Below are 23,934 nucleotides of genomic sequence, written 5' to 3'. Positions count from 1 at the left end.
CGCGCCGCGCGTCCCGGCACCCGCCGCGGCTCAGCGACGGGAAGCGGCCCGGCCCCGCCGGTACAGGATGCTTCCGCCCGCGATCAGCGCGAGGCCGGCGGCCCCGGCCGCGAGCAGCACCTCGGGGTCGCTGCCGGTCTCGGGGAGGGTGGGCGGGTGGTCCGTCGGGGGGTGGCTGGTGGAGGGCCCGCCCGTCGGAGGCTTGTGCGTGGGGCTGGGGTGGTGCGTCGGCGGCTTGGTCGTGGGTGGCGTAGTCACCGGGGGCTTCGTCGTCGGCGGCTTGCCCGTGGGGCTGGGGTGGCCCGTCGGCGGCTTGGTCGTCGGCGGCTTGGTCGTGGGCGGCTTCGTCGGCGGCTGGTGCGGGGGCTTGGTGGGCGGGGTGTCGCCGTAGCCGACCTCGGTGTCCTCGTCGGTGTCCGGGCCGTCGCCGTAGTCGCCCGGGGTGTCCTCGTGGCCGCCCGGCGATCCGCCGTCGTGCCCGTAGCCCTCGTTCCCGTGGCCCTCGTCGTCGCCGTAGCCCTCGTCGTCGCCGTAGCCCTCGTCGCCCTCGTCGTCCCCGTACTGCGGGTGCTCCGCGGGCTGGATGTACTGCTCGTGCGTGTCCGGCTGCGTGGACTCCTCGTAGGTGTCCGGCCGGGTGTACTCCTCGTACGCCTGCTCCCAGGAGTCCTCCGGGTCCGCCGCCGCGGCAGGCGCGTACTCGGGCTCCGCCACCGGGGCGGCCTGGCGCTGCGGGGCGTCCTGGACGCTCCGGGCCTCCTCCGGGGCGTGGTCGCCCGTGGTGCCGCACTCGTTGCCGATGGACGGATTGGCGAGGGACGCGGCGTCCACGGTGTTGCCGCAGACGTTCACCGGGACGGTGACGGGCACCTCGACCGCGTTGCCCGACGCGACACCGGGCGAGTTCGAGGCGGCGCCGTGCGCGCCCGTGTCCGCGAGGGCCGACGTGCCGTAGAGGGACAGCAGTCCCGTCGCCGCGGCGGCCACGACCATTCTCTTGCGCAGGTCCTGTCGCATCTCTTTCTTCCTGCTCGAAGAAGTGGGAAAAGCCGGCCTTGGAGCCGTTGCGAACACTCCAAGACCGGCTGAGGCACAGCCGAACGGCTGCTGCGATGCGCTACGACGTCAGTCGTTGACGCAGACGTTGCCGGCGGTCGGGTTGAGCAGACCGATGATGTTGATGGAGTTGCCGCACACGTTGATGGGCACGTGGACGGGGATCTGCACCACGTTGCCCGAGAGGACACCCGGGGAACCGATGGCGGCGCCGTGGGCCTCCGCGTCGGCGAAGGCCGGGGTGGCCAGACCCATGGCCATGATCACGCCGGCGACGACAGCAGCGCTCTTCTTGAGCTTCACGTCATTTCCCTTCTCTGCGGTCATGCCTCAATTGACGGCCGAAACCGAGCGAGCACAGCATGAACGGCTCGCATCATGACCCGCAGTCTGCGAACGAGGAATAGACACCGGAGGAAACTGAGGAACGCGGGGGGCAGGGTAATTCACCCGATCGCCCCGCAATATTGTCGGAAATTCTTATCGGCGGCACTCGATCGGCCCATACGGTGAAAGACGACAAGCCCGGGCCGCCCGCACACATCGTGCGGGCGGCCCGAGCCGCGTTTCGGTCCGGCGGTCAGCCGTTGTTGTTGCCGTTGCCGTTGTCCGAGAGGACCGGGATGTCGGACAGGATGTGCGACAGCGGCTCGTCACCCTTGGCCTGGGTGGAGTTCTCGGTGCACTGCTGGTTCTGCGGGGCCGACAGGATCGGGATGTCCTGGGCGGCGATTCCGGCGAGCAGGCCGATGCCGCCGACGTTGAGCTTGGCGGGCAGGCCGATGCAGGGCTTGTTGAGCGAGCCCTGGACCAGCGAGAGCTGCGGGCTCATGTCGCCCTTGGTCACGGAGTTGCCGAACGCCTGGCTGGCACCGTTACCGCTGAAGGACGTGGTCCCACCGTCGTCGGCGAGCGCCTGGGTGGCGGTGGCGGCCGCGAGGCCGGTGATGGAAGCGGCGACCGCGACTGTGGCCATTGCCTTCTTGAGCATTTCGCATTCCTTTCCTGGCGGACCCGCGGGTCCATGCTCTGGCAGCAACGGCCGGATGCCCGCCGCGGTTTCGGCACATCACCCGTTCGGCCCGCTCACGGCGGCGATCTCACAGGGCTCGAAAACGCTTCGCGCGCCCCCTCACTCACTCCCTCGCGTGGGCCGACGGAGTGAATCGGAGCAACCGGACGGTCCGGAGAGAAGTTGTCCATGGCGCTCCGGTGGAACGGGGTTCTTCCATGAAGGGACATCGCAAGTGATCAAGAAGTTCATGGCCGCAGCGACGATCGCCGCCTCCGTCGTCGGAGCCTCGGCCGCCACCGCGCCCCAGGCTCTCGCCGACGACGGCGGCACCACCACCTTCAGCGGGAACGACGCCCACCAGGTGTACGGAAACTCGGCGACCTACGGCAACATGAGCCCCCAGATGGCGCTGATTCAGGGCTCCTTCAACAAGCCCTGCATCGCCCTGCCCGCCAAGCTCAACCTCGGCGGCATCGGCGCCCTGGGAGTCGCTCTCCAGGACATCCCGGTCCTGTCGGCCCCGCAGAACCAGCAGTGCACCGAGAACTCCACCCAGGCCAAGGGTGACGAGCCGCTGTCGCACCTGCTGTCCGACATCCCGATCCTCTCGGACAACGGCAACGGCAACAACAACGGCAACAGCGCCGCGAAGAAGCACTGACACCACGACCGCGCGGACCGGTCGCCGACCGCTGGGCGACCCACCGTGACACCGACGTGTCGCGATAAGCCGCTTAATGCGCCGATCGGGGCATTAAGCGCAACTGTTGGCCGGATGTCCTGTTGACCAGGCGCAACTCCGCAACGGAGTCCGCTTTCCGAAAGGGTTCGAACATGAAGAAGCTGTGGGCCACCGCGGCTGTTGCCGCCTCCCTCACCGGCCTCGCGGCCGGCGTCGCGCCCCAGGCCCTCGCCGACGACGGCGGGACCACGTCGTTCAGCGGCAACGGTGCCAGCCAGGCGTTCGGCAACTCCGTGACCAAGGGCGACATGAGCCCGCAGCTCTCGCTGGTCCAGGGCTCGCTCAACAAGCCCTGCATCGGCCTGCCGGCCAAGATCAACGCCGGCGGCATCGGAGCGATCGGAGTCGCCCTCCAGGACATCCCGATCCTGTCGGCCCCGCAGAACCAGCAGTGCACCGAGAACTCCACCCAGGCCAAGGGTGACGAGCCGCTGTCGCACATCCTGTCCGACATCCCGATCCTGTCCGACAACGGCAACGGGAACGGCAACGGCGGCGGCAACGGCGCCAAGCACCACTGACGCCACCACCGGACACACCGGAGCGGGTCGCCGAGTCCATCGGCGGCCCGCTTCGCCGTGCTCCGGCAGACGGCGGCCCCGGTTCACTTCTTCGCGTACAGGGACTCGATCGCCGCCGCGTACGCCGCCATGACGGCTTGGCGTTTGACCTTCATCGAGGGGGTGAGCAGACCGTTCTCCTCGCTGAACTCGCCTTCCACCACCTTGAACTCACGAATGGACTCGGCGCGGGAGACGGCCTGGTTGGCGTGGTCCACGGCCTGCTGGACGTCGGCGCGCATCCGGGGGTCGGCCACGATCTCGGAGAGCGGGGTGTCCGGGGACATGCCGCGTACGTGCAGCCAGTGGGTGACGTCCTCGGGGTCGAGCGTGATGAGGGCGGCGACGAAGGGGCGGTTGTCGCCGACCACGATGCACTGGCCGACCGGCGGGCGGCTGCGGAGCCGGTCCTCCAGGACAGCTGGGGAAACGTTCTTGCCGCCGGAGGTGACGAGGATGTCCTTCTTGCGGCCGGTGATGGTCAGGTAACCGTCCTCGTCGAGTGCGCCGAGGTCGCCGGTGGCGAACCAGTCGTCGGTGAGGGCGGCGTCGGTGGCGACCGGGTTGTTCCAGTAGGTGCCGAAGACGATGGCGCCCTTGATGAGGACCTCCCCGTCGTCGGCGATCCGGACGGCGGTGCCGGGGACGGGCCGGCCGACGGTGCCGGGGCGGGGCTCCAGGGGCGGGACGATGGTGGCGGCCGCGGTGGTCTCGGTGAGGCCGTAGCCCTCGTAGACGATGACGCCAGCGGCGTAGAGGAAGAGGTTGAGGTCGCGGTCGAGGGGGGAGCCGCCGCTGATGGCGTAGCGCATCCGGCCGCCGAGTTCCCTGCGGATACGGCGGTAGACCAGCAGGTCGTACAGGGCCCAGGCGGCGGACAGGCCGGGCGTCGGGCCGGGGCCCCGGTCCAGGAACTTGTCCAGGTGGGCCTGGGCGAAGCGGACACCGACGCGGTGGGCGCGGTCGAAGGAGGCGCCGCGGCCCAGGCGTTCGGCGGTGGCGCGGCCGGTGGCGTGGATGCGCTCGAAGAGGTATGGGACGCCGACGAGGAAGGTGGGGCGGAACCTGCGCAGGGCGGGGCGCAGTTCGTCGGGCTTGATGCTCGGGCAGTGGCCGATCTCGATGCGGGCCATCAGGCAGGCGATCTGGATCGCGCGGCCGAGGATGTGGGCCAGGGGGAGGAAGAGGAGCGTGGAGGCGGCCTGGCCGGTGATCTCCTTGAAGATCGGGTGCAGGAGTTCGACCGTGTTGGCGGCCTCCGCGTGGAGGTTGGCGTGGGTGAGGACGCAGCCCTTGGGGCGGCCGGTGGTGCCGGAGGTGTAGCAGATGGTCGCGGCCGTGTCCGGGGTGAGGGCGGCACGGCGCTTGGTGACCTCGTCGTCGGGTACGCCCCGGCCCAGGTCGGCGAGGTGGGCGAGGGCCTCCCGGTCGATCTGCCAGACGTGCGGGGGCTGGGAGTGGCCGGCGGTGGCGGTGGCCACGGCCTCCGCGTTCTCGGCGCTCTCCGCGACCACGAAGCGCGAGCCGGAGTCGCGGACGATCCACTCGATCTGCTCGGGCGAGGACGTGGCGTAGACGGGGACGGACTGGCCGCCGGCCGCCCAGACGGCGAAGTCGAAAACCGTCCACTCGTAGCGGGTGCGGGACATCACCGCGACGCGGCCGCCCGGTTCGAGGCCGGCGGCGATCAGTCCCTTGGCCGTCTCGGTGACCTCGCGGGCGAAGGCGGCGGCGGTCACCGGACGGTAGGTGCCGTGCTGGTCGGCGCGGCGCAGGACCACCGCGTCGGGTGCCTCGGCGGCGTTGACGAAGGGCAGGTCGGCGATGCTGCCGCCGGCCAGGCCGGGCGCGAGGGCGGGCGTGCGTGCCTCGCGGACGACACCCCGCGCGTCCCTGACGACCTCGGTCCTCGCGCGGTCGGTCAGGCCGCCGCGCTGTTTCGCCCGGTTCAATTCCCCGCGTACGCCCATCACCACTCCCCGACGCTCCACGAATGACGTTACCGGCGAGTCAACTTACCGGTACGTAAGGAAATATCAATGCTTCGGTATGACTGCGAGGGTCGCGAACGGGCGCGTGATTAGGTGTGGATCATGCGCCCCCACCGCTTCGGCCTCACCCTGATCTCGGCAGTCGCCTCCCTCTCCGTCTGTCTCTCCGCCGGTTCCGCGTCCGCCCTGGCTCCGCCGGGTGCTTCGCCGGTCGCCGCCGAATCGCCCTCCACTCCTCCTCGTACGGCTCCCGGCGCCCGGTCGCTCACCGCCCTGACGGATCTGTTCGCCGAGCGGCTGCTCGTCGCGGACAAGGTCGCGGCGGCGAAGTACGGGACGGCCACGCCGATCGACGATCCCGTGCGGGAGAAGGCGATCCTCGACGACGTGGCGGCACGGGCGGTCGGGCTCGGCCTCGACCCGGATGCCGTCACCGCCGTGTTCCGGGACCAGATCGAGGCCAACAAGCTGGTGCAGCGCGGCCTTTATGCCCGGTGGGACGCGCACCCCGAGGAACGGCCCACCGAGCGGCCCGACCTGGTGAAGGAGGTCCGGCCGGTGCTCGACCGGATCACCACCCGGCTGCTGAGCGCCCTCCAGGAGACGGAGTCCCTGCGGGCCGGGGCGTCGTGCGGGCCCCGGCTGCGGGTGGCTGCGGTGTGGTCCGCGGTCGACCACCGGCTGGACCGGCTGCACGGGCAGGGTCTGGTGCGGGCGCTGCCCTCGGTCTGCGGGCCGGGCCCTGCAGCTCGGGGATGAACCGAACGACACGGCCTAGCCCATCAGCACGTCCGCCGTCCTGATCGCCCCCGCGAGGCCGGTGAGGTCCTTGTCCTCGCGCTCCCTGGCCAGATCGTCCGCCCGGTGGCCCAGCCGGCTCAGGGAGGGCCGGCCCGGGATGCCGGGCCGGCTGTAGTCCTGCCCGCGGAGCGCGTCGGCGAAGTAGGCGGCCGCGGCGGCCACCCGGAGGCCGTACGGGGAGGCGGACCACAGGTCCGCGTGCAGGGCCGACGCCTCCAGGCCCTTCGCCTCCTCGTGCGGGGTCCGGGTGTCGGGGTCCAGCCAGCGGACGGTGGCGGTGGCGAGGTGGCCGCCGCCGGTGCCGCTCCGGGTGCGGACGGCGTAGAGGGCGGTGACGGTGTGGCCGGGGCCGATCTCGCCGCCGTCGACACGGTCGTCGCGGAAGTCCTCGTCGGCGACCTGCCGGTTGTCGTAGCCGATCAGACGGAACTCCTCGACCGTCGCCGGGTCGAAGGAGACCTGCGCCTTGGCGTCACGGGCGGTGAGGTCGACGTGGCGCGGGAGTTCCTCGCAGAAGACCTTCTCCGCCTCCTCCTCGGTGGAGACGTAGGTGGTGTGGCCGTCGCCCTTGTCGGCGAGCTGTTCCATGAGCGCGTCGCCGTAGTCGCTGCCGACGCCCACGCCGAAGAGGGTGATGCCGTGCTCCCGGCGTTCGCCCGCGATGCGTTCGAGGATGGTGTCGGCATCGGTGGAGCCGGTGTTGGCGAGGGCGTCGGAGAGGAGGACGACCCGGTTCGTCGCGCCCTTGCGCAGCCCTTCGACGGCGGTCTCGTAGCCGGTCTCCACACCCGCCGCGAGGTTGGTGGAGTCGGTGGGCTCCAGGCCGGCGACGGCCTCGCGGATCTCGCCCCGGTTGCCGTCCAGACGGGTCATCGGCAGCACGGTCTCGGCCTCGTCGCTGAAGGTCACGACGGCCACGGAGTCGTCGTCGCGCAGCCGGTTCGTCATCGTGCGCAGGGCGTCCTGCGCGAGGTCGAGGCGGCCCGGTTCGGCCATGGAGCCGGAGACGTCGATGACGAAGGTGAGGGCGGCGGGCGGGCGCTGACGGTCGCCGGCGGCCCGGGTGGCGAGGCCGACACGGACCAGGGACCAGTTCCCCGGGCCGGTGCGGGCGCCGTCGACGGTCACCGAGAAGCCGTCGCCGTCCGGGCGTTCGTAGTCCTGGCGGAAGCTGTTGACGAACTCCTCCGGGCGGACCGTCGACGGGTCGGGGAGGCCGCCGTCGTCCAGGGTGCGGCGGGCGTAGCCGTAGGAGGCGGTGTCGACGTCGAGGGCGAAGGTGGAGAGGTGGTCGGGGGCCGGGGCGAAGTCGCCGGAGCCGTCGTCCTGGTGTTCGCCCCGCTGTTCCCCGGAGTCGGGGCCGTCGGGCGCGGGGGCGGGGAAGCCGTCCGCCTTGCCGCCGTTGCCTCCCCGGTCGTAGGAGGAGTCGCCCCTGTCACCGCTGTTGCCGCAGCCGGTGAGGAGCAGGGCGCAGGCGGCGCCGAGAGCGAGGAGCGCGGTGCTCGCCCGCCGCCCCGCCGTCCGCCTCGGCCCCGTCGTCCGGGTCCTCGTCCTGGTCGTCGGCGTGCTCCTGCGATACGTGTGCATCCGGGCCCCCTCGCCACGTCGTCCGCCGCCGTTCCGCGGGTTCTCGCGGCCGGCTGTTGTGACTGTGACGGCGCGGGGGGCCCGGATGTGCGCCACGGGGTGTTGCGGATGCGTCTCGAAGCGGCCACGGCGGGCGGCCGCCGAGACCGGTGGGTGATCCTCCGGTGACCTAGGAGACGACGTCCTTGCGGCCGAAACCGCGGAAGGCCAGCGCGAACAGCACCAGCGCGTACGTTACCGAGACCGAGACGCCCTGGATCATGTCGGTGTACTCGGGCTGCGGGCGGACGACGTCCAGCCAGGCGTACTGCCAGTGCGCCGGCAGGAAGTCGCGCCAGTCGCCGAGGGCGGTCACCGAGTCGAGCACATTGCCGACGATGGTGAGGCCGACGGCGCCGCCGACCGCGCCGAGCGGGGCGTCCGTTCGGGTGGAGAGCCAGAACGCCAGGGCGGCGGTGACCAGTTGGGACACGAAGATGTACCCCGCGGTGACGGCCAGGGCCTGTGCGGCGGCGCCCGTGGCGAGGGTGCCGCCGGTGGGCAGCTCCAGCGGGCCCCAGCCGTAGGCGGCCGTGCCGACCGCGAGGGCGACCACCGGCAGCAGCACGATCGCCGCCAGGCTGAGGGTGAGGCCCACGACGAGCTTGGACCACAGCAGCCGGGCGCGCGGCACGGGCGCGGCGAGGAGGTAGCGCAGGGAGGACCAGCTGGCCTCCGAGGCGACCGTGTCGCCGCAGAACAGCGCGACGGGGATGACGAGCAGGAAGCCCGCCGCGGCGAACAGGTTCACCGCGGCGAAGTTCGCGCCGGACGCGGTGGCCGTGTCCATCAGGTTGACCCGGTTGTTGCCCTCGCCGGGCGTGCCGCCGATCTGGAAGGCGATCAGCAGCACGAGCGGCAGGGCGAACAGGATGCCGAACATGACCATCGTGCGGCGGCGCTTCAGCTGGCGGACCAGCTCGACCCTCAGGGGCAGGGTGCGGCCGGCACAGTAGCCCTCGGCGACCTCCACGGGCCGGCCGGACCCGGGGCTCGCGTGCTCGGCACGCTCGGCCAGCGTGCTCATGCGGACTCTCCGATCAGGGTGAGGAAGGCGTCTTCGAGACGGCGGTGGGGGCCGACCGACTCCACGGGGACCTCCAGCCGGACCAGCTCGGCGACCAGGCGCTGAGCACTGCCGTCGGCGTCGAGGCGGACCACGAGGCCGTCGTCGGCGCGGACGGCCGAGCCGACGCCCGGCAGCGCGGCGATCTTCTCGACGAGCGGTTCGTCCACGGGCTCGGACGTGCCGACCAGCAGCGTGTCGCCGGAGCCGACGATCTCGCTCACGGGGCCCGCCTGGACGAGCTGCCCGTGGTCCATGACGACCAGGTGCGTACAGGTCTGCTCGACCTCGGCCAGCAGGTGGCTGGAGACGATGACGGTACGGCCGGCCGCCGCGTACCGGATCATGACCTCGCGCATCTCGCGGATCTGCGGCGGGTCGAGTCCGTTCGTCGGCTCGTCGAGGATCAGGAGGTCGGGCAGGCCCAGCATGGCCTGGGCGATGGCCAGGCGCTGGCGCATGCCCTGGGAGTAGGTGCGGACCGCGCGGGCCAGCGCGTCGCCGAGGCCGGCGATCTCCAGGGCCTCGTCGAGGTGCGCGTCCTCGACGGGGCGGCCGGTGGCGGCCCAGTACAGCTCCAGGTTCTCGCGGCCGGACAGGTGCGGGAGGAAGCCCGCGCCCTCGACGAACGCGCCGACGCGGGAGAGGACCGGGGCGCCCGGCACGATCGCGTGGCCGAAGACGCGGATCTGGCCGCCGTCCGGCTGGATCAGGCCCATCAGCATGCGCAGGGTGGTCGTCTTGCCGGCGCCGTTCGGTCCGAGCAGGCCGAGGACCTGGCCCTTCTCGACACGGATGGAGAGGTCGCGGACGCTGTACCGGTCACCGTTCCTGTACTTCTTGCTGAGGTCGGTGATCTGCAGCGGGACCTCGGCGAGCGCCGGGTCGGGGGCCGGGGTGACGGTCCGGCGGCGTCCGGTGACGAGGAGGACGGCCGCGATCACGGCACCGGCGACCGGCAGGTACCAGACCCAGGCGGGCAGGACGTCCGTGCGGTCGGCCCCGCCGAGGGGCGTGGGCACCTCCAGGTCGCCCTTGAGGGAGACGGTGTACGTCGCCGGGGTCGTCGGGGAGGCGTAGCCGAGGTCGGTGGAGGCGAGGACCAGGCGGAGGCGGTGGCCGTCGTCGAGTTCGTGGTCGATGGCGGGAAGGGTGAGCGTCACGTCCTTGCCGGCCTCGGCGCCCTCGACGCGGAGGGGCTCGACGAGCTGGGAGGGCAGGACCTGGGACCTGCCGTCCGGGCCGACGTCGTACACCTTGGCGAAGAGGACGGCGTCCTCGCTGGTCGACTTCACATGGACCGTGGCCGTGGGCGAGCCGGTGATCTGCAGGTCGTCGGCGACGGGCTTCGACTGGAACGCGGCGAACTGGCCGGGGAAGTCGAGGGAGATGCCGACGCCGAGGGAGGACAGCTGGGCCAGGCCGCCACCGGCGCCGAGGCCGGGGAGGGCGGAGATGGCGGGCGGGTTGGCGCCCGCCGGGTTCTCGAAGCTCTGCTCGCGTCCGGCGAGGGCGATCTTCGTGAGGTCGCTCTCCAGGCCCGGGTAGGTGTCGTCGGTCGTGCCGGCGAGGCGGGGCTCGCCGTCGCCGGAGCCGGCGCCGAGAGTGCGGGTGACGCGGAACGCGGAGCCGGTGTCGGCGCCCCTGTCGTCCTTCAGGTAGCGGTCGAACCAGGCCCGGGTGCGGGCCTGGACGCGGCTGGTCTCCATGTCGCCGCCGTCGTGGCCGCCGGAGATCCAGTCGACGTCCACGGGGGCGCCGTTGGCCTTGATCGCCTCGGCGGCGGCGTCGGCCTGGCCGAGCGGGAAGAGGGAGTCGGTCTGGCCCTGCATCAGCAGGGTGGGCACCTTGATGCGGTCGCCGACGGCCTCGGGGCTGCGTGCGGCGAGCAGCTTCACGGCCTCGGCGTCGGGCCGCCCCGACTCGGCGACCCGCTGGTACATCTCGCACAGCCGGGTCTCGAACTTCTCGCAGCCGCCGCCGGTGTTGACGAACAGGCCGGCCCACAGCTTCTTGAAGACGCCGTTCGGGAAGAGGGCGTCCGCCAGGTTCCAGTACGTGATCGCGGGCGCGATGGCGTCGACCCGGTCGTCGTACCCGGCGGTCAGCAGCGCGATCGCCCCGCCGTAGGAGGCGCCGGCGATGCCGAGGCGCGGGTCGCCCTTCTTGTCGAGCTGCACCTCGGGGCGGGTGGCGAGCCAGTCGATCAGCTTCGAGACGTCGGCGACCTCGCCCTTCGGGTCGTTCAGCCCGATTTTGCCGGTCGACCTGCCGAAGCCGCGCGCGGACCAGGTCAGCACCGCGTAGCCGTCGCGGGCGAGGTCCTCGGCCTGCTCGCGGACGTCGTTCTTGCTGCCGCCGAACCCGTGCCCGAGCAGGACGGCCGGGCGGCGGCCGTCACCGCCGGAGGTGAAGTACGAGGTGTCGATGCGTACGCCCTCGGCCGTGTCCACGGCCCGGTCGGTGCGCTTCACCGGCGCCGCCTCGTCCGAGGCGGTGGCCGTCCAGGTACCGGCGCCGGCGAGCACGACCACGGCGGCCGCGGCGGCGAGAGCGCGACGCGGCCTCCGCCGGAGCGCTCCGCGCAGGCGCGGGCCGGTCAGTCGAAGATCCATGCGTCAACGGTACGGGGGTGTGGTGGCGTGTCTCGGCCCCCTGAGGGGGGAGGGTGGGACATCCCACGGTCGTACGGGGGGAATTCGGCATACAGCGGGTGCGGTACGTCGCTTGGCTGACAGCAACCTGATAAGTCGCCCCCGCCGCCCCTACCCGTCCCGTCCCTTCAAGGGACTGCGCCCCTTAGCCCCCCAGGGCGTCCGTCCGGTGAGGGCTGGTCGCGCAGTTCCCCGCGCCCCTTTCGGGGCGCGGGTGACTGGTCAGTGGTTGCGCGGGAAGCCCAGGTCCACGCCCGTCGGGCCGTCGGCCGGGTCGGGCCAGCGGGTGGTGACGACCTTGCCTCGGGTGTAGAAGTGGGTGCCGTCGTTGCCGTAGATGTGGTGGTCGCCGAAGAGGGAGTCCTTCCAGCCGCCGAAGCTGTGGTAGCCGACGGGGACCGGGATCGGGACGTTGACGCCGACCATGCCGGCCTCGACCTCCAGCTGGAAGCGGCGGGCGGCGCCGCCGTCGCGGGTGAAGATCGCGGTGCCGTTGCCGAACGGGGAGGCGTTGATGAGGGCGATGCCCTCGTCGTAGGTGTCGACGCGCAGCACGGTCAGCACCGGGCCGAAGATCTCGTCCTGGTACGCCTTCGCCGAGGTGGGGACCTTGTCGAGGAGCGAGATGCCGATCCAGTGGCCGTCCTCGTGGCCGTCGACCGTGAAGCCGGTGCCGTCGAGGACGACCTCGCAGCCCTCGGCCGCCGCGCCCGTGACGTACGAGGCGACCTTGTCGCGGTGGACCGCCGTGATCAGCGGGCCCATCTCGGACGTCGGGTCGTTGCCGGGGCCGATCTTGATCTTCTCGGCGCGCTCGCGGATCTTCTCCACCAGCTCGTCGCCGATGGCGCCCACGGCGACCACGGCCGAGATCGCCATGCAGCGTTCGCCCGCCGAGCCGTAGGCCGCCGAGACCGCGGCGTCGGCCGCCGCGTCCAGGTCGGCGTCCGGGAGGACCAGCATGTGGTTCTTGGCGCCGCCGAGGGCCTGGACGCGCTTGCCGTTCGCCGAGGCCGTGGTGTGGATGTAGCGGGCGATCGGGGTGGAGCCGACGAAGGAGATCGCCTTGACGTCCGGGTGCTCCAGGAGGGCGTCGACCGCCACCTTGTCGCCGTGGACGACGTTGAAGACGCCGTCGGGGAGCCCGGCCTCGGAGAGGAGTTCGGCGATCTTGATGGAGGCCGACGGGTCCTTCTCGGACGGCTTCAGGACGAACGTGTTGCCGGTCGCGATGGCCATCGGGAACATCCACATCGGGACCATCGCCGGGAAGTTGAACGGCGTGATGCCCGCGACGACGCCCAGCGGCTGGCGGATCGAGGAGACGTCCACACGGCTGGCGACCTGCGTGGACAGCTCGCCCTTCAGCTGCACGTTGATGCCGCAGGCCAGCTCGACGATCTCCAGGCCGCGCGCGACCTCACCGAGCGCGTCCGAGTGCACCTTGCCGTGCTCGGCGGTGATCAGCTCGGCGATCGCGTCGCGGTTGGCGTCCAGCAGGGCGCGGAACTTGAACAGGATCGAGGTGCGCTGGGCCAGCGACGACTGGCCCCAGGTCAGATAGGCCTCCTTGGCGGTGCGGACCGCCGCGTCGACCTCGTCGACGGTCGCGAAGGCGACCTGGGTGGTGACCGCGCCGGTCGCCGGGTCCGTGACCGGCCCGAACGTACCCGACGCGCCTTCGACGGTCTTGCCGCCGATCCAGTGGTTGACGATCTTCGTCATGCCGAGAAACTCCTTCTCACAGATGGCGGCGTCGGGTTGAGACGTGCCGGTCGTACTCCTCGCGTGCCTTGACCGCCGACGCGCGGGTCGCGGTCTCGGCCACAGGTACATCCCACCAGGCCTGCGCGGGGGGCGGGCCCGACACTGTGTCTGCCGTTTGGGTCTCCACGTAGACACAAGTGGGAGTGTCGGCCGCCCGCGCCTCGGCGAGGGCGGCGCGCAGGTCACGGACCGTCTTGGCGCGCAGGACGCGCATGCCGAGACTGGCCGCGTTGGCGGCGAGATCCACGGGCAGCGGGGCGCCCGTGAACGTGCCGTCGTCGGGGTCGCGGTGCCGGTACGCGGTGCCGAACCGCTCCCCGCCGACCGACTCGGACAGACCGCCGATGGAGGCGTAGCCGTGGTTCTGCACGAGCAGCACCTTGATCGGGACGTTCTCCTGGACGGCGGTGACGATCTCGGTCGGCATCATCAGATACGTGCCGTCGCCGACCAGCGCCCACACCGGGCGCCCGGGAGCGGCCAGCCGGACGCCGATCGCGGCCGGTATCTCGTAGCCCATGCAGGAGTAGCCGTACTCCAGGTGGTACTGGTCCCGGGACCGGGTCCGCCACAGTTTGTGCAGGTCACCGGGGAGGGAGCCGGCCGCGTTGATGAGGATGTCGCTCTCGTCGGCGATCTCGTCGAGGAGGCCGAGCACCTGGGCCTGGGTGGGCCGGGTGTCGGGTTCGTCGGCCTCGTAGCAGGCGTCGACGCGGTGCTCCCAGCGCTGCTTGTCCTGCGCGTACTCGGCGACGTAGTCGTCCGCGACCCGGTGCCCGTGCAGTTCCAGTGCCTCGCTGAGCGCCTCCAGGCCCGCCCGGGCGTCCGCGATCAGCGGCAGTGCGGAGAGCTTGTGGCCGTCGTACGGGGCGATGTTGAGGTTGAGGAAGCGGACGCCGTCGGCGGCGAAGAGGGTGTTCGACGCCGTGGTGAAGTCCGTGTAGCGGGTGCCGACGCCGATGACCAGGTCGGCGGTGCGGGCGAGTTCGTTCGCGGTCGCGGTGCCGGTGTGGCCGATCCCGCCCACGTCCTGCGGGTGGTCGAAGCGCAGGGAGCCCTTGCCGGCCTGGGTGGACGCCACGGGGATGCCGGTGGCGGCGGCCAGTTCGGCGAGTGTCTCCTCGGCGCGGGCGTGGTGGACTCCGCCGCCGGCGACGATCAGGGGGCGGCGGGCCTCGCGGACCGCGGTGATCGCGGCGGCCAGTTCGGCGACGTCGGCCGCCGGGCGGCGGACGTTCCAGGTCCGCTCGGCGAAGAACTCCTCCGGCCAGTCGTACGCCTCCGCCTGCACGTCCTGCGGCAGGGCGAGGGTGACGGCCCCGGTCTCCACCGGGTCGGTGAGGACACGCATCGCCTGGAGCGCGGTCGGGATCAGTGCCTCGGGGCGGGTGACCCGGTCGAAGTACCGCGACACCGGGCGCAGGGTGTCGTTGACGCTGATGTCACCCGCGTAGGGCACTTCGAGCTGCTGGAGGACGGGGTCCGCCGGCCGCGTGGCGAAGGTGTCGCCGGGGAGCAGCAGCACCGGGAGGTGGTTGATGGTGGCGAGGGCGGCGCCGGTGACCAGGTTGGTGGCGCCGGGGCCGATGGACGTCGTCACGGCGTGCGTGGACAGCCGGTTCGACTGGCGGGCGTAGCCGACGGCGGCGTGGACCATCGCCTGCTCGTTGCGGCCCTGGAGGTAGGGCATGTCGTCGGCGTACTGGACCAGCGCCTGGCCGAGGCCGGCGACGTTGCCGTGGCCGAAGATGCCCCAGGTGGCGCCGATCAGCCGCCGCCGCTCGCCGTCGCGCTCGGTGTACTGCGCGGACAGGAAGCGGACGAGGGCCTGGGCGACGGTGAGCCGCGTCGTCGACGGGGTCGTCGTGCTCATCGGTACCCCTCCGTGTGATCGGGGTGGAAGCAGATCCGCCACTGCCGTTCGGCGCCCGGACCGGCCATGACGTTGAGGTAGTACATGCTGTGGCCGGGCTGCGCGATGGACGGGCCGTGCCAGCCGTCGGGCACGAGCACCGCGTCGCCGGAGCGGACCTCGGCGAGCACCTCGGAGCCGCCCTCGCGGGAGGGGGACACGCGCTGGTAGCCGAAGCCGTGGGGGCCGTCGATCTCGAAGTAGTAGATCTCCTCCAGTGCGGTCTCCTCCCCCGGCCGGTTCTCGTCGTGCTTGTGGGGCGGGTACGAGGACCAGTTGCCGCCGGGGGTGACGACCTCGACGGCGATCAGCTTGTCGCAGGCGAAGGCGTCCGCGGAGGCGAAGTTGCGTACCTGGCGGGCGCAGGTGCCGCTGCCCCGGTCCTCCACGGGAACCTCCGGCGCGGGGCCGTAGCGAGCGGGGAGTCGTCGCTCGCACTTCGCTCCTGCCAAAGCGAAGCGGCCTCCCGCGCCGGAGGCGATCTGTACCCGGGCGTCGCGGGGCGCGTACACGAAGTCGGAGACTCCGGCGAACACGCTCTCCCGGCCCAGGATTTCGAACTCGGTGACGCCGCCACCGTCTGAATTGCCCGGTTCCTCCGACACGCGCACCGTACAACCGCCGCCCAGCGACAGCACGATCCACTCGCTGTCCCCGGTCGTGAACGTGTGCGTCCCGTCCGGCTCCAACTCCACGACGCGCAGGCTGCTGTGGGTCCAGCCGGCCCGCTTCGGGTCGATGTCGACGGCGTACTGAGCGTTCGCCGTCGCGCCCTTGGGTACGTACAGCTCGGTCTTCTGTGTCATGCGGCCCTCACAACAGTCCTACGGCGGTGTCCACGGCGGCGGTCACGTCGTCGTCCGCCGGGTAGAGCAACGAGCGGCCGACCACCAGGCCCTGCACGGTGGGCAGTTGCAGCGCGCCCCGCCACTTCTCGTACGCGCCCTCCTGGTCCTCGCCGACGTCGCCGCCGAGCAGGACGGCGGGCAGCGTGGACGTCTCCATCACCTGGGCCATGTCGTCGGGGTTGTCGGTGACGGGCACCTTGAGCCAGGTGTACGCGGACGTGCCGCCGAGCCCGGCCGCTATGGCGATCGACTTGGTGACGGCCTCGGCGCTCAGATCGTTCCTGACCTTGCCGGTGGCCGGGTCGCGGCGGCTGATGAACGGTTCGACGAAGACGGGGAGCCGGCGCTCGGCCATGGCGTCCACGGCGCGGGCGGTGGACTCCAGGGTGGTGAGGGAGCCGGGGTCGTCGTAGTCGACGCGCAGCAGGAGCTTGCCGGCGTCGAAGCCGAGGCGGCGCATGTCCTCGGGGCGGTGGCCGGTGAACCGGTCGTCGAGTTCGAAGCTGGCGCCCGCGAGGCCGCCCCGGTTCATGGAGCCCATGACGACCTTGCCGTCGAGGGCGCCGAGCAGGAGCAGGTCGTCGAGGATGTCGGCGGTCGCGAGGACGCCGTCGACGCCGGGGCGGGACAGCGCCAGGCACAGCCGTTCGAGGAGGTCGGCGCGGTTGGCCATGGCGAGCCTGCGGTCGCCGACGGAGAGGGCGCCGCGGGCCGGGTGGTCGGCGGCGACGATCATCAGCCGGCCGCTGTCCCCGATCAGGGGGCGCCGGACGCGCCGGGCGGCGGCCTCGGCGATGGCCTCCGGGTGGTGGACCCGGGTGCGCACGAGGGCGGAGACGTCGATGCTCACAGGACCGCTCCCGCCGCGACCGCAGCCTCGATCTCGTCCGCCGTGGGCATGGCGGACGAGCACTCCAGGCGGGAGGCGACGATGGCCCCGGCGGCGTTGGCGTGCCGCATGATCTTCTCCAGGCTCCAGCCTTCGAGCAGGCCGTGGCAGAGGGAGCCGCCGAACGCGTCGCCCGCGCCGAGGCCGTTCAGAACCTCGACGGGCAGCGGCGGGACCTCGGCGGACTCGCCCTTGCTGTTGACCGCGAGGACCCCCTTGGGGCCCTGCTTGACGACCGCGAGTTCGACCCCGGCGTCGAGGAGCGCGCGGGCGGCGGCGTGGGGTTCGCGGACACCGGTGGCGACCTCGACCTCGTCGAGGTTGCCGACCGCGACGGTGGTGTGCCGCAGGGCCTCCTCGTAGAACGGGCGGGCCTCGGCCGGGTCGCTCCAGAACATGGGCCGCCAGTCGAGGTCGAAGACCGTCGTTCCGGCCCTGGCCCGGTGGGCCAGCGCCGCGAGCGTCGCCGTACGGCTGGGCTCCTCGCTCAGGCCGGTGCCGGTCACCCAGAAGATCCGGGTCCCGGCGACGGCGTCGAGGTCCAGCTCGTGGGCGTCGATCTCCAGGTCCGGGGCCTTCGGGCGGCGGTAGAAGTAGAGCGGGAAGTCGTCCGGCGGGAAGACCTCGCAGAAGGTGATCGGGGTCGCGAGGCCCGGGACCGGGGTGACCCAGCGGTCGTCCACGCCGAACTCGCGCAGCGCCTGGTGGAGGTACTCCCCGAAGGGGTCCTCGCCGGTACGGGTGATGACGGCGGTGGAGCGGCCGAGCCGGGACGCGGCCACCGCGACGTTCGTGGCCGATCCGCCGAGGAACTTCCCGAAGGACGTCACCTGCGGCAGCGGGACCCCCGTCTGCAACGGGTAGAGATCCACACCGATCCGCCCCATGGTGATCAGGTCGTACGCCATCGAGTTCCCTTCACGCGCCGGTTCGGTCAAGGTCTAGTCCCGTCGGAGCGACCCTGTCAATACTTTGTCCAGACATTCGGACTACCTATTGACACCTTCTGCTCAGAGGCTGAAGCTGACTCCCATGACGTCGTTGTCACCTCAGTCCTCACTCTCGCGCATCCGAGTCGGCTCGGCGCCCGACTCCTGGGGCGTCTGGTTCCCCGACGACCCCCAGCAGGTCCCCTGGCAGCGCTTCCTCGACGAGGTCGCCGCTTCCGGCTACGAGTGGATCGAGCTGGGCCCGTACGGCTATCTGCCGACCGACCCGGCGGTCCTCGCCGAGGAGACCGCCGAACGCGGCCTGAAAGTGTCGGCCGGCACGGTCTTCACCGGGTTGCACCACGGCCCCGACGTCTGGGAGAAGACCTGGGCGCACGTGGCCGACAACGCGGCCCTCGCCCAGGCCATGGGCGCCCAGCACCTCGTCGTCATCCCGTCGTTCTGGCGGGACGACAAGACGGGCCAGGTGCTGGAGCCCAGCGAGCTGAACGTCGAGCAGTGGCGGCACCTCACCCAGCTCACCGAGCGGCTCGGGCGGGAGGTGCGGGAGAAGTACGGCCTGAAGATCGTCGTCCACCCGCACGCCGACACCCACATCGACAGCGAGGAGAACGTCGTCCGCTTCCTGGACGGCACCGACTCCTCGGTGGTCTCGCTCTGCCTCGACACCGGGCACTACGCCTACTGCGGCGGCGACAGCGTCAAGCTGATCGAGACCTACGGCGAGCGCATCGGGTACCTGCACCTCAAGCAGGTGGACCCCGAGATCCTGGCGGACGTACGGGCGAACGAGGTGCCCTTCGGGCCGGCCGTCGCCCGGGGCGTGATGTGCGAGCCGCCGAAGGGTGTGCCGGAGCTGGGACCCGTGCTCGCCGCCGCCGCGAAGCTGGACGTGGACCTGTTCGCGATCGTCGAGCAGGACATGTACCCGTGCGAGCCGGACGCTCCGCTGCCCATCGCCCAGCGGACGCGGGCGTTCCTCAGGTCCTGCGGGGCGTAGACGCTCCGCTGAATGCCGGACGCCGAGCAGCGCAGGGGAACTGCGGGTCGTCGGCGGGCCACAGGTGGTTCGTGGCCGGTCGCGCAGTTCCCCGCGCCCCTGACAGGGGCGCGGCCGTCGGGCCTTGGCTTCAGGTGCTCGGAACTCGTGTCACAAAAGACACCCTTCTGTCACGGATGTCACATGTACGCGGGGCTCTCGTCACGCGTGTACGACGGGCGCTCCCGGCGGTCACCGAGGGTCGTTGGGCGGTCACAGGCTTGTGATCGCCAGCGCAGCGCCCGGCTCCCCCGACGGCTTCCCGGCCGCCTCCGTGGCCTGCGCGGGGAGGTGCCTTCCGATGACCGACCGTCGGCTCTGGTCGTACCAGGACATCGCGGCGCACATCCGTGTGCGGCCCGACACCGTCCGCTCGTACCGCAAACACGGGCTGCTGCCGCCGCCCGACCACACCGAGAACGGCAAGCCCTACTGGTACGCCGACACCGTCCGCGCCTGGGTCGCCTCCAGACCGGGCAACCGGGGGCGCGGGGCCGACTGAAGCCCCGCTTCCGGGTCTTGGCTCCGGCTTCCGGGTCTTGGCTCCGGCCTCCGGTGGCCAATTCGTTTGTCCCCGGGTCCGTTCGGCATCGAGGATCCGGGGATGAGCTTTTCCCGGAAACCCGTACTCACCGGTGAGCGGGCCGTCCTGCGGCCCTTCACCATGGACGACGCGCCCGTGATGGCGCGGATCCTCGCCGACCCGGAGGTCGTGCGGCTCACGGGCAGCCCGGCCGAGGAGTTCGGCGCGGACCGGTTGCGTTCCTGGTACGGCAGCCGCAACGACCACGCCGACCGGCTCGACCTCGCGATCGTCGACCGGGCGAGCGGTGAACTCGTGGGTGAGGCCGTGCTGAACGAGTGGGACGAGGCCAATCGCAGCTGCTGCTTCCGCATCCTGATCGGTCCCGGCGGGCGGGGCCGGGGGCTGGGCACGGAGGCCGTGCGACTGACCGTCGGACACGCCTTCGAGGAGGTCGGGCTGCACCGCGTCTCGCTGTACGTCTTCACCCACAATCCCCGGGCCCGGCGTGTCTACGAGAAGGCCGGGTTCGTGGCCGAGGGCGTCGAGCGGCAGACGCTGTGGCAGGACGGGACCTGGATCGACGCCGTGCGTATGTCGGTCCTCGCGCCGGAGTGGGCCGACCATCGGGGGCGGCCCGGCGGCCACGGCGAGCGTCCCGACGGCGGTCGGGTCAGCTCCACGGGTCGATGACCGTCACTCCGCCGCCCGGGGCCGTGCCCATCGCCGCGAGGGCGGCGGGGGCCGCGTCCAAGGAGATCGTGGACGTCACCAGGAGGTCGGGGCGCAGGACGCCCGCGCGGACCAGCTCCAGCATCCTCGGGTAGGCGTGGGCCGCCATCCCGTGGCTGCCCAGCAGCTCCAGTTCCAGGGCCACCGCCCGGGCCATGGGCACGGGGGTGGTGCCCTCCGGTGACGGGAGCAGGCCCACCTGGATGTGGCGGCCCCGGCGGCGGAGGCTGTTGACGGAGGCCGCGCAGGTGGCCGGGGAGCCGAGGGCGTCGAGGGAGAGGTGGGCTCCGCCGCCGGTCAGGTCTCGGACGGCCGCGGCGGTGTCGGGTGCGGTCGTTCCGGGTGCGGCCGGGACGGGGGTGGCCGGGTCGGGTGCGGTCGTTGCGGTTGACGCGTTCACGCAGGCCGTCGCGCCGAACGTGCGCGCCAGGTCCAGTGCCTGGGGGGAGACGTCCACGGCGACCACCCTGGCTCCGGCGGCCGCCGCGATCATCACGGCCGACAGGCCCACGCCGCCGCAGCCGTGGACCGCGACCCACTCCCCCGGCGCGACGCGGCCCTGCGCCACGACCGCGCGGAACGCCGTGGCGAAGCGGCAGCCCAGGGCGGCGGCCGTGGCGTACGAGAGTTCCTCCGGGAGGGCCACGAGGTTCACGTCGGCGTGGTCCAGGGCGACGTACTGGGCGAACGATCCCCAGTGGGTGAACCCCGGCTGGGTCTGGCGCTCGCACACCTGCTGGTCTCCGGCGGCGCAGGTGGGGCAGGTGCCGCAGGCACACACGAACGGGACGGTGACGCGGTCGCCGGGGTGCCAGGCGGTTACCGCGCTGCCGGTCGCCTCCACGATGCCGGCCAGTTCGTGGCCGGGGACGTGGGGGAGGGTGATGTCGGGGTCGTGGCCCTGCCATCCGTGCCAGTCGCTGCGGCAGAGGCCGGTGGCTTCGACGCGGACGACTACGCCGTGGGGGGTGGGGGTGGGGGTCGCGAGGTTCTGTACCGTGGCCGGCTCTCCGAAACGCTCGAACACGACTGCGCGCATTGGGCGCCCACCTCTCGGACTTGGGACTGGTGATCGCTGGCCGGCCGGCCAGGTCAGCATCGCATGGGGGGTGAGGTGGGGTTTTCTCGCCCCCGCCGCCCCTACCCTTCCCATCCATCAGGGGCTGCGCCCCTTCGACCCCCACGTGCCGGCCGGTGGGGCTTCTCGCGCAGTTCCCCGCGCCCCTAAAGGCAGGGGGTGCGCGCCCGTCGAGTTTCACGTGCAGGCCCGGTGGGGGTTCTCGCGCAGTTCCCCGCGCCCCTGGAGGGCGCGGGGGTGCGCGCCCATGGGAGTCAGGAGTTGGAGTGGGTGGGGACCGGTTCTGGTTTCGGTTCCGGTTTTGCTTCTGGGGCGGGCGTGGGGGTGGGGGGCTGGTTGTCCGTCTCGGTCAGGCCGAACCTGGCGTGGAACTTTTTCAGGGGGGCCGGGGCCCACCAGGTCGCGCGGCCGGTGAGGCGCATGACCGCCGGGACCAGGAGGCTGCGGATGACCATGGCGTCCATGAGGACGGCGAGGGCGATGCCGAGGCCGAGCATCTTGGTGTTGGTGACCCGGGAGGTGCCTATGGCGATCATGACGACGGCGAGGATCACCGCGGCGGCGGTGATGAGGCCGCCGGTGCGCTGGAGTCCGTAGCGGACGGAACCGACGTGATCCCCGCTGTGGTCGTACTCCTCCTTGATGCGGGAGAGCAGGAAGACGCCGTAGTCCATGGAGAGACCGAAGGCCACGCAGAACATCAGGACCGGGAGTGTGGTCTCTATGGAGCCGGGGCTGGTGAAGGCGAGCAGGCCGGAGAGGTGGCCGTCCTGGAAGACCCAGACCAGCGCGCCGAACATCGCGGTGAGGCTGAGGGCGTTCAGCAGGACCGCCTGGAGCGGGATCAGCACGCTGCCGGTGAGCAGGAAGACCAGGATCAGGGTGACCGTCGCGATGAAGGCGAGCGCCCAGGGGGTGCCCTCGCCTATCGCCGCCTTCGTGTCGACCAGGACCGCCGCCGTGCCCGTCACCGAGGTGTCGAAGGGGGTGTCCATGGACCGGATGTCGTCCACCAGGCGCTGGGCGCCCTCGTCGACCGCGTCGCCCTCGGGCTGCACGGTGAAGTAGGCCCAGTCGCCGTGCACCAGGGGCCCCTCCACGCGGAGCACGTCGGGCAGGTCCGCCAGGCGCTGCTTGTAGCCGGCGTACTCCGTCTTCGTCGCCTCTCCTTCCGCCAGCACCGCCAGGCCGCCGCCGGGAGAGCCGGGGAAGCCTTCGCGCAGATGCTGCTGGACGACATGGGACTCGGCGGTCGAGGGAAGCTGGCGGTCGTCGGCCGTGCCGAACTTCACGCCCAGGAACGGGAGGCCGAGCAGCAGCAGGCCCGCTGTCGTGGCGATGGCGAAGTAGGGCGCCCGGCGCATGACCAGGGCCGCCGTACGGCCCCAGGCCGCGCCCTCCTCCTTGGCCGGGGTGGCGTCCGCCGCGGTGTCCGCGGCCTTGCGGCGCCGGAACAGTTTGCGCAGGTCGAAGGCGTTGACGCGGTCGCCGAGCAGGATCAGGGCCGCCGGCAGCAGGATCAGGGCGGCCCCGGCCGCGAGCAGGACCACCGCGATGCCCGCGTAGGCGAAGGACTTCAGGAAGTACTGCGGGAAGACCATCATGGCGGCCAGCGAGACGGCGACCGTCAGGGCGGAGAAGAGGACCGTGCGGCCGGCCGTGCGCAGGGTGGTGGCGATGGCCGTCGGGGAGTCGGCGCCGCCCGCCAGCTCCTCGCGGAAGCGGCGCACGATGAACAGGGCGTAGTCGATCGCGAGGCCGAGGCCCATGGCCGTGGTGAGGTTCAGGGCGAAGACCGAGACGTCGGTGATCTCGGTGAGGCCGCGCAGGATCGCGTTGGTGCCGAGGATCGCGACGATGCCCACACCGAGCGGCAGCAGGGCGGCGACCGCGCTGCCGAAGACCATGACCAGCAGGACGAGCGTCACCGGAAGGGCGATCAGCTCGGCCCGCAGCAGGTCCTCCTGGATGGTCGTCTGCATCTCGTGGCGCACGGCGAGGATGCCGCCGATCCTGACCTCCACCGGGCCGTGGGTGCCGCGCAGCTCGGGGGCGATGCGGTCGAGGGTCTTGTTCGCCGCCGTCTCGTCCCCCGTGAGGCGGGCCGCTATCAGCGCCTCCCCGCCGTCCTCGGCGCGCAGGGTCGGGGCGCCGGTCTGCCAGTAGGAGGCGACACCCCTGACGCCCTTCTCGGCGGCGAGCCTCTCGGTCAGCCGCTTGCCCTCGGCGGCGACGGCCGGATCGTCGACCGACGCCCGGCCCGCGTCGACGAGCAGCAGGAAGTTCGGCTGGGAGTCGGGGAACTCGCGCTCCAGTGCCTTCGTCGCGTAGGTGGACTGGGCGGCCGGGTCCTCCCAGCCGCCGCTGCCGAGACGGTCGGCGACATCGCTGCCCGCCACCACCGCGAGCGCGGTGAGCACCAGGGCGACCAGCAGGGAGAGCCGGGGGCGGGCGGTCACGAACCGGGTCCAGCCTCCCGCTCGGGGTGGCCGGTTGACTTCGGTCATGGTGCGGTGTCCCCTTCAGTCTGATCCGGTTCGGCCTGATCCGTCGCTCGATCCGTGCCGCGCGCAGCTCTGCGGCACGGGAGCACGAGCCATACACTGGAAAACACGAGAGATCGCTCGTGTTTCACCAGAATGCGAGCGACCACTCGTTTTTGTCAATCACGATCCGGAAAGCCGG

Annotated in this window: 20 protein-coding genes; 6 read left to right on the top strand and 14 right to left on the bottom strand. The window is 71.8% G+C overall.

Annotated features, from left to right (window positions below):
- Window positions 1-30: 30 nt before the first annotated feature.
- From SCAB_RS28170 to SCAB_RS28160, 3 genes are all read right to left on the bottom strand, one after another.
- Window positions 31-1,017, bottom strand: a complete 987-nt coding sequence (locus SCAB_RS28170) for a chaplin (protein ID WP_013003489.1) — start codon at window positions 1,015-1,017, stop codon at window positions 31-33.
- Between the two features lie 108 nt (window positions 1,018-1,125).
- Window positions 1,126-1,383, bottom strand: coding sequence for a chaplin (locus SCAB_RS28165; RefSeq protein WP_013003488.1), 258 nt, complete (start codon window positions 1,381-1,383; stop codon window positions 1,126-1,128).
- Window positions 1,384-1,636: 253 nt separating this feature from the next.
- Complete coding sequence (locus SCAB_RS28160; RefSeq protein WP_013003487.1) at window positions 1,637-2,047, bottom strand: rodlin; 411 nt, start codon at window positions 2,045-2,047, stop codon at window positions 1,637-1,639.
- A gap of 256 nt (window positions 2,048-2,303) precedes the next feature.
- Between SCAB_RS28160 and SCAB_RS28155 the strand changes: the two genes are divergently transcribed.
- Both SCAB_RS28155 and SCAB_RS28150 read left to right on the top strand, forming a co-directional pair.
- Window positions 2,304-2,732 (top strand): rodlin, encoded by a 429-nt coding sequence (locus SCAB_RS28155; RefSeq protein ID WP_013003486.1) that lies wholly within the window; start codon window positions 2,304-2,306, stop codon window positions 2,730-2,732.
- A 173-nt stretch (window positions 2,733-2,905) separates the two neighbouring features.
- The gene (locus SCAB_RS28150; RefSeq protein WP_013003485.1) at window positions 2,906-3,334 is read left to right on the top strand and encodes a rodlin; all 429 of its coding nucleotides are present in this window, start codon (window positions 2,906-2,908) and stop codon (window positions 3,332-3,334) included.
- An 83-nt stretch (window positions 3,335-3,417) separates the two neighbouring features.
- On the opposite strand, the gene SCAB_RS28145 is transcribed toward SCAB_RS28150, so the two are convergent.
- The gene (locus tag SCAB_RS28145; RefSeq protein ID WP_037729595.1) at window positions 3,418-5,343 is read right to left on the bottom strand and encodes an AMP-dependent synthetase/ligase; all 1,926 of its coding nucleotides are present in this window, start codon (window positions 5,341-5,343) and stop codon (window positions 3,418-3,420) included.
- 123 nt (window positions 5,344-5,466) lie between these two features.
- Here SCAB_RS28145 and SCAB_RS28140 point away from each other — a divergent pair, with 123 nt between their 5' ends.
- A complete protein-coding gene (locus SCAB_RS28140; protein WP_013003483.1) occupies window positions 5,467-6,123 on the top strand; it encodes a chorismate mutase in 657 nt (218 codons plus the stop codon).
- Window positions 6,124-6,138: 15 nt separating this feature from the next.
- Here SCAB_RS28140 and SCAB_RS28135 read toward each other — a convergent pair whose 3' ends face one another.
- The 8 genes from SCAB_RS28135 to iolC all read right to left on the bottom strand — a co-directional run bounded on the left by SCAB_RS28135 (window position 6,139) and on the right by iolC (window position 17,835).
- A complete protein-coding gene (locus SCAB_RS28135; protein ID WP_013003482.1) occupies window positions 6,139-7,752 on the bottom strand; it encodes a vWA domain-containing protein in 1,614 nt (537 codons plus the stop codon).
- A 169-nt stretch (window positions 7,753-7,921) separates the two neighbouring features.
- Entirely contained in the window at window positions 7,922-8,818 is an 897-nt protein-coding gene (locus tag SCAB_RS28130; RefSeq protein WP_013003481.1) for an ABC transporter permease, read from the bottom strand.
- Complete coding sequence (locus SCAB_RS28125) at window positions 8,815-11,472, bottom strand: alpha/beta fold hydrolase (RefSeq protein ID WP_013003480.1); 2,658 nt, start codon at window positions 11,470-11,472, stop codon at window positions 8,815-8,817. The genes SCAB_RS28130 and SCAB_RS28125 overlap by 4 nt, the downstream gene beginning before the upstream one ends.
- 261 nt (window positions 11,473-11,733) lie before the next feature.
- Complete coding sequence (mmsA, locus tag SCAB_RS28120; RefSeq protein ID WP_013003479.1) at window positions 11,734-13,236, bottom strand: CoA-acylating methylmalonate-semialdehyde dehydrogenase; 1,503 nt, start codon at window positions 13,234-13,236, stop codon at window positions 11,734-11,736.
- Between the two features lie 16 nt (window positions 13,237-13,252).
- Window positions 13,253-15,151: a 3D-(3,5/4)-trihydroxycyclohexane-1,2-dione acylhydrolase (decyclizing) gene (iolD, locus tag SCAB_RS28115; RefSeq protein ID WP_013003478.1), complete on the bottom strand. Its 1,899-nt coding sequence runs from the start codon at window positions 15,149-15,151 to the stop codon at window positions 13,253-13,255.
- Window positions 15,148-15,996: a 5-deoxy-glucuronate isomerase gene (gene iolB / locus SCAB_RS28110; protein ID WP_013003477.1), complete on the bottom strand. Its 849-nt coding sequence runs from the start codon at window positions 15,994-15,996 to the stop codon at window positions 15,148-15,150. Before iolB ends, iolD begins: the two co-directional genes overlap by 4 nt.
- 7 nt (window positions 15,997-16,003) lie before the next feature.
- A complete protein-coding gene (locus SCAB_RS28105; RefSeq protein WP_013003476.1) occupies window positions 16,004-16,888 on the bottom strand; it encodes a Cgl0159 family (beta/alpha)8-fold protein in 885 nt (294 codons plus the stop codon).
- Window positions 16,885-17,835, bottom strand: coding sequence for a 5-dehydro-2-deoxygluconokinase (gene iolC / locus SCAB_RS28100; RefSeq protein WP_013003475.1), 951 nt, complete (start codon window positions 17,833-17,835; stop codon window positions 16,885-16,887). Before iolC ends, SCAB_RS28105 begins: the two co-directional genes overlap by 4 nt.
- Window positions 17,836-17,959: 124 nt before the next feature.
- Between iolC and SCAB_RS28095 the strand changes: the two genes are divergently transcribed.
- From SCAB_RS28095 to SCAB_RS28085, 3 genes are all read left to right on the top strand, one after another.
- A complete protein-coding gene (locus tag SCAB_RS28095) occupies window positions 17,960-18,877 on the top strand; it encodes a sugar phosphate isomerase/epimerase family protein (protein ID WP_013003474.1) in 918 nt (305 codons plus the stop codon).
- A 340-nt stretch (window positions 18,878-19,217) separates the two neighbouring features.
- Complete coding sequence (locus SCAB_RS28090) at window positions 19,218-19,418, top strand: helix-turn-helix transcriptional regulator (protein ID WP_037729589.1); 201 nt, start codon at window positions 19,218-19,220, stop codon at window positions 19,416-19,418.
- A gap of 102 nt (window positions 19,419-19,520) precedes the next feature.
- Window positions 19,521-20,132: a GNAT family N-acetyltransferase gene (locus SCAB_RS28085; protein ID WP_013003471.1), complete on the top strand. Its 612-nt coding sequence runs from the start codon at window positions 19,521-19,523 to the stop codon at window positions 20,130-20,132.
- On the opposite strand, the gene SCAB_RS28080 is transcribed toward SCAB_RS28085, so the two are convergent.
- Complete coding sequence (locus SCAB_RS28080) at window positions 20,113-21,210, bottom strand: zinc-dependent alcohol dehydrogenase family protein (RefSeq protein ID WP_041669739.1); 1,098 nt, start codon at window positions 21,208-21,210, stop codon at window positions 20,113-20,115. The two genes, SCAB_RS28085 and SCAB_RS28080, sit on opposite strands and share 20 nt — an antisense overlap.
- Window positions 21,211-21,503: 293 nt before the next feature.
- Entirely contained in the window at window positions 21,504-23,756 is a 2,253-nt protein-coding gene (locus SCAB_RS28075; protein WP_013003469.1) for an MMPL family transporter, read from the bottom strand.
- Window positions 23,757-23,934: the final 178 nt, after the last annotated feature.

This window comes from Streptomyces scabiei 87.22 (assembly GCF_000091305.1).
Taxonomy (GTDB): Bacteria; Actinomycetota; Actinomycetes; order Streptomycetales; family Streptomycetaceae; genus Streptomyces; species Streptomyces scabiei.
This window is presented reverse-complemented; position numbering and strand designations above follow the sequence as displayed.

Excerpts from the sequence above, each read along its gene's own strand:
- iolB (WP_013003477.1), bottom strand. The coding sequence starts at position 15,996 with ATGACACAGAAGACCGAGCTGTACGTACCCAAGGGCGCGACGGCGAAC.
- SCAB_RS28095 (WP_013003474.1), top strand. The coding sequence starts at position 17,960 with ATGACGTCGTTGTCACCTCAGTCCTCACTCTCGCGCATCCGAGTCGGC.
- SCAB_RS28085 (WP_013003471.1), top strand. The coding sequence starts at position 19,521 with ATGAGCTTTTCCCGGAAACCCGTACTCACCGGTGAGCGGGCCGTCCTG.
- SCAB_RS28170 (WP_013003489.1), bottom strand. The coding sequence starts at position 1,017 with ATGCGACAGGACCTGCGCAAGAGAATGGTCGTGGCCGCCGCGGCGACG.
- SCAB_RS28165 (WP_013003488.1), bottom strand. The coding sequence starts at position 1,383 with ATGACCGCAGAGAAGGGAAATGACGTGAAGCTCAAGAAGAGCGCTGCT.
- SCAB_RS28160 (WP_013003487.1), bottom strand. The coding sequence starts at position 2,047 with ATGCTCAAGAAGGCAATGGCCACAGTCGCGGTCGCCGCTTCCATCACC.
- SCAB_RS28125 (WP_013003480.1), bottom strand. The coding sequence starts at position 11,472 with ATGGATCTTCGACTGACCGGCCCGCGCCTGCGCGGAGCGCTCCGGCGG.
- mmsA (WP_013003479.1), bottom strand. The coding sequence starts at position 13,236 with ATGACGAAGATCGTCAACCACTGGATCGGCGGCAAGACCGTCGAAGGC.
- SCAB_RS28140 (WP_013003483.1), top strand. The coding sequence starts at position 5,467 with ATGCGCCCCCACCGCTTCGGCCTCACCCTGATCTCGGCAGTCGCCTCC.
- SCAB_RS28080 (WP_041669739.1), bottom strand. The coding sequence starts at position 21,210 with ATGCGCGCAGTCGTGTTCGAGCGTTTCGGAGAGCCGGCCACGGTACAG.
- iolD (WP_013003478.1), bottom strand. The coding sequence starts at position 15,151 with ATGAGCACGACGACCCCGTCGACGACGCGGCTCACCGTCGCCCAGGCC.
- SCAB_RS28075 (WP_013003469.1), bottom strand. The coding sequence starts at position 23,756 with ATGACCGAAGTCAACCGGCCACCCCGAGCGGGAGGCTGGACCCGGTTC.
- SCAB_RS28130 (WP_013003481.1), bottom strand. The coding sequence starts at position 8,818 with ATGAGCACGCTGGCCGAGCGTGCCGAGCACGCGAGCCCCGGGTCCGGC.
- SCAB_RS28135 (WP_013003482.1), bottom strand. The coding sequence starts at position 7,752 with ATGCACACGTATCGCAGGAGCACGCCGACGACCAGGACGAGGACCCGG.
- iolC (WP_013003475.1), bottom strand. The coding sequence starts at position 17,835 with ATGGCGTACGACCTGATCACCATGGGGCGGATCGGTGTGGATCTCTAC.
- SCAB_RS28090 (WP_037729589.1), top strand. The coding sequence starts at position 19,218 with ATGACCGACCGTCGGCTCTGGTCGTACCAGGACATCGCGGCGCACATC.
- SCAB_RS28150 (WP_013003485.1), top strand. The coding sequence starts at position 2,906 with ATGAAGAAGCTGTGGGCCACCGCGGCTGTTGCCGCCTCCCTCACCGGC.
- SCAB_RS28145 (WP_037729595.1), bottom strand. The coding sequence starts at position 5,343 with ATGGGCGTACGCGGGGAATTGAACCGGGCGAAACAGCGCGGCGGCCTG.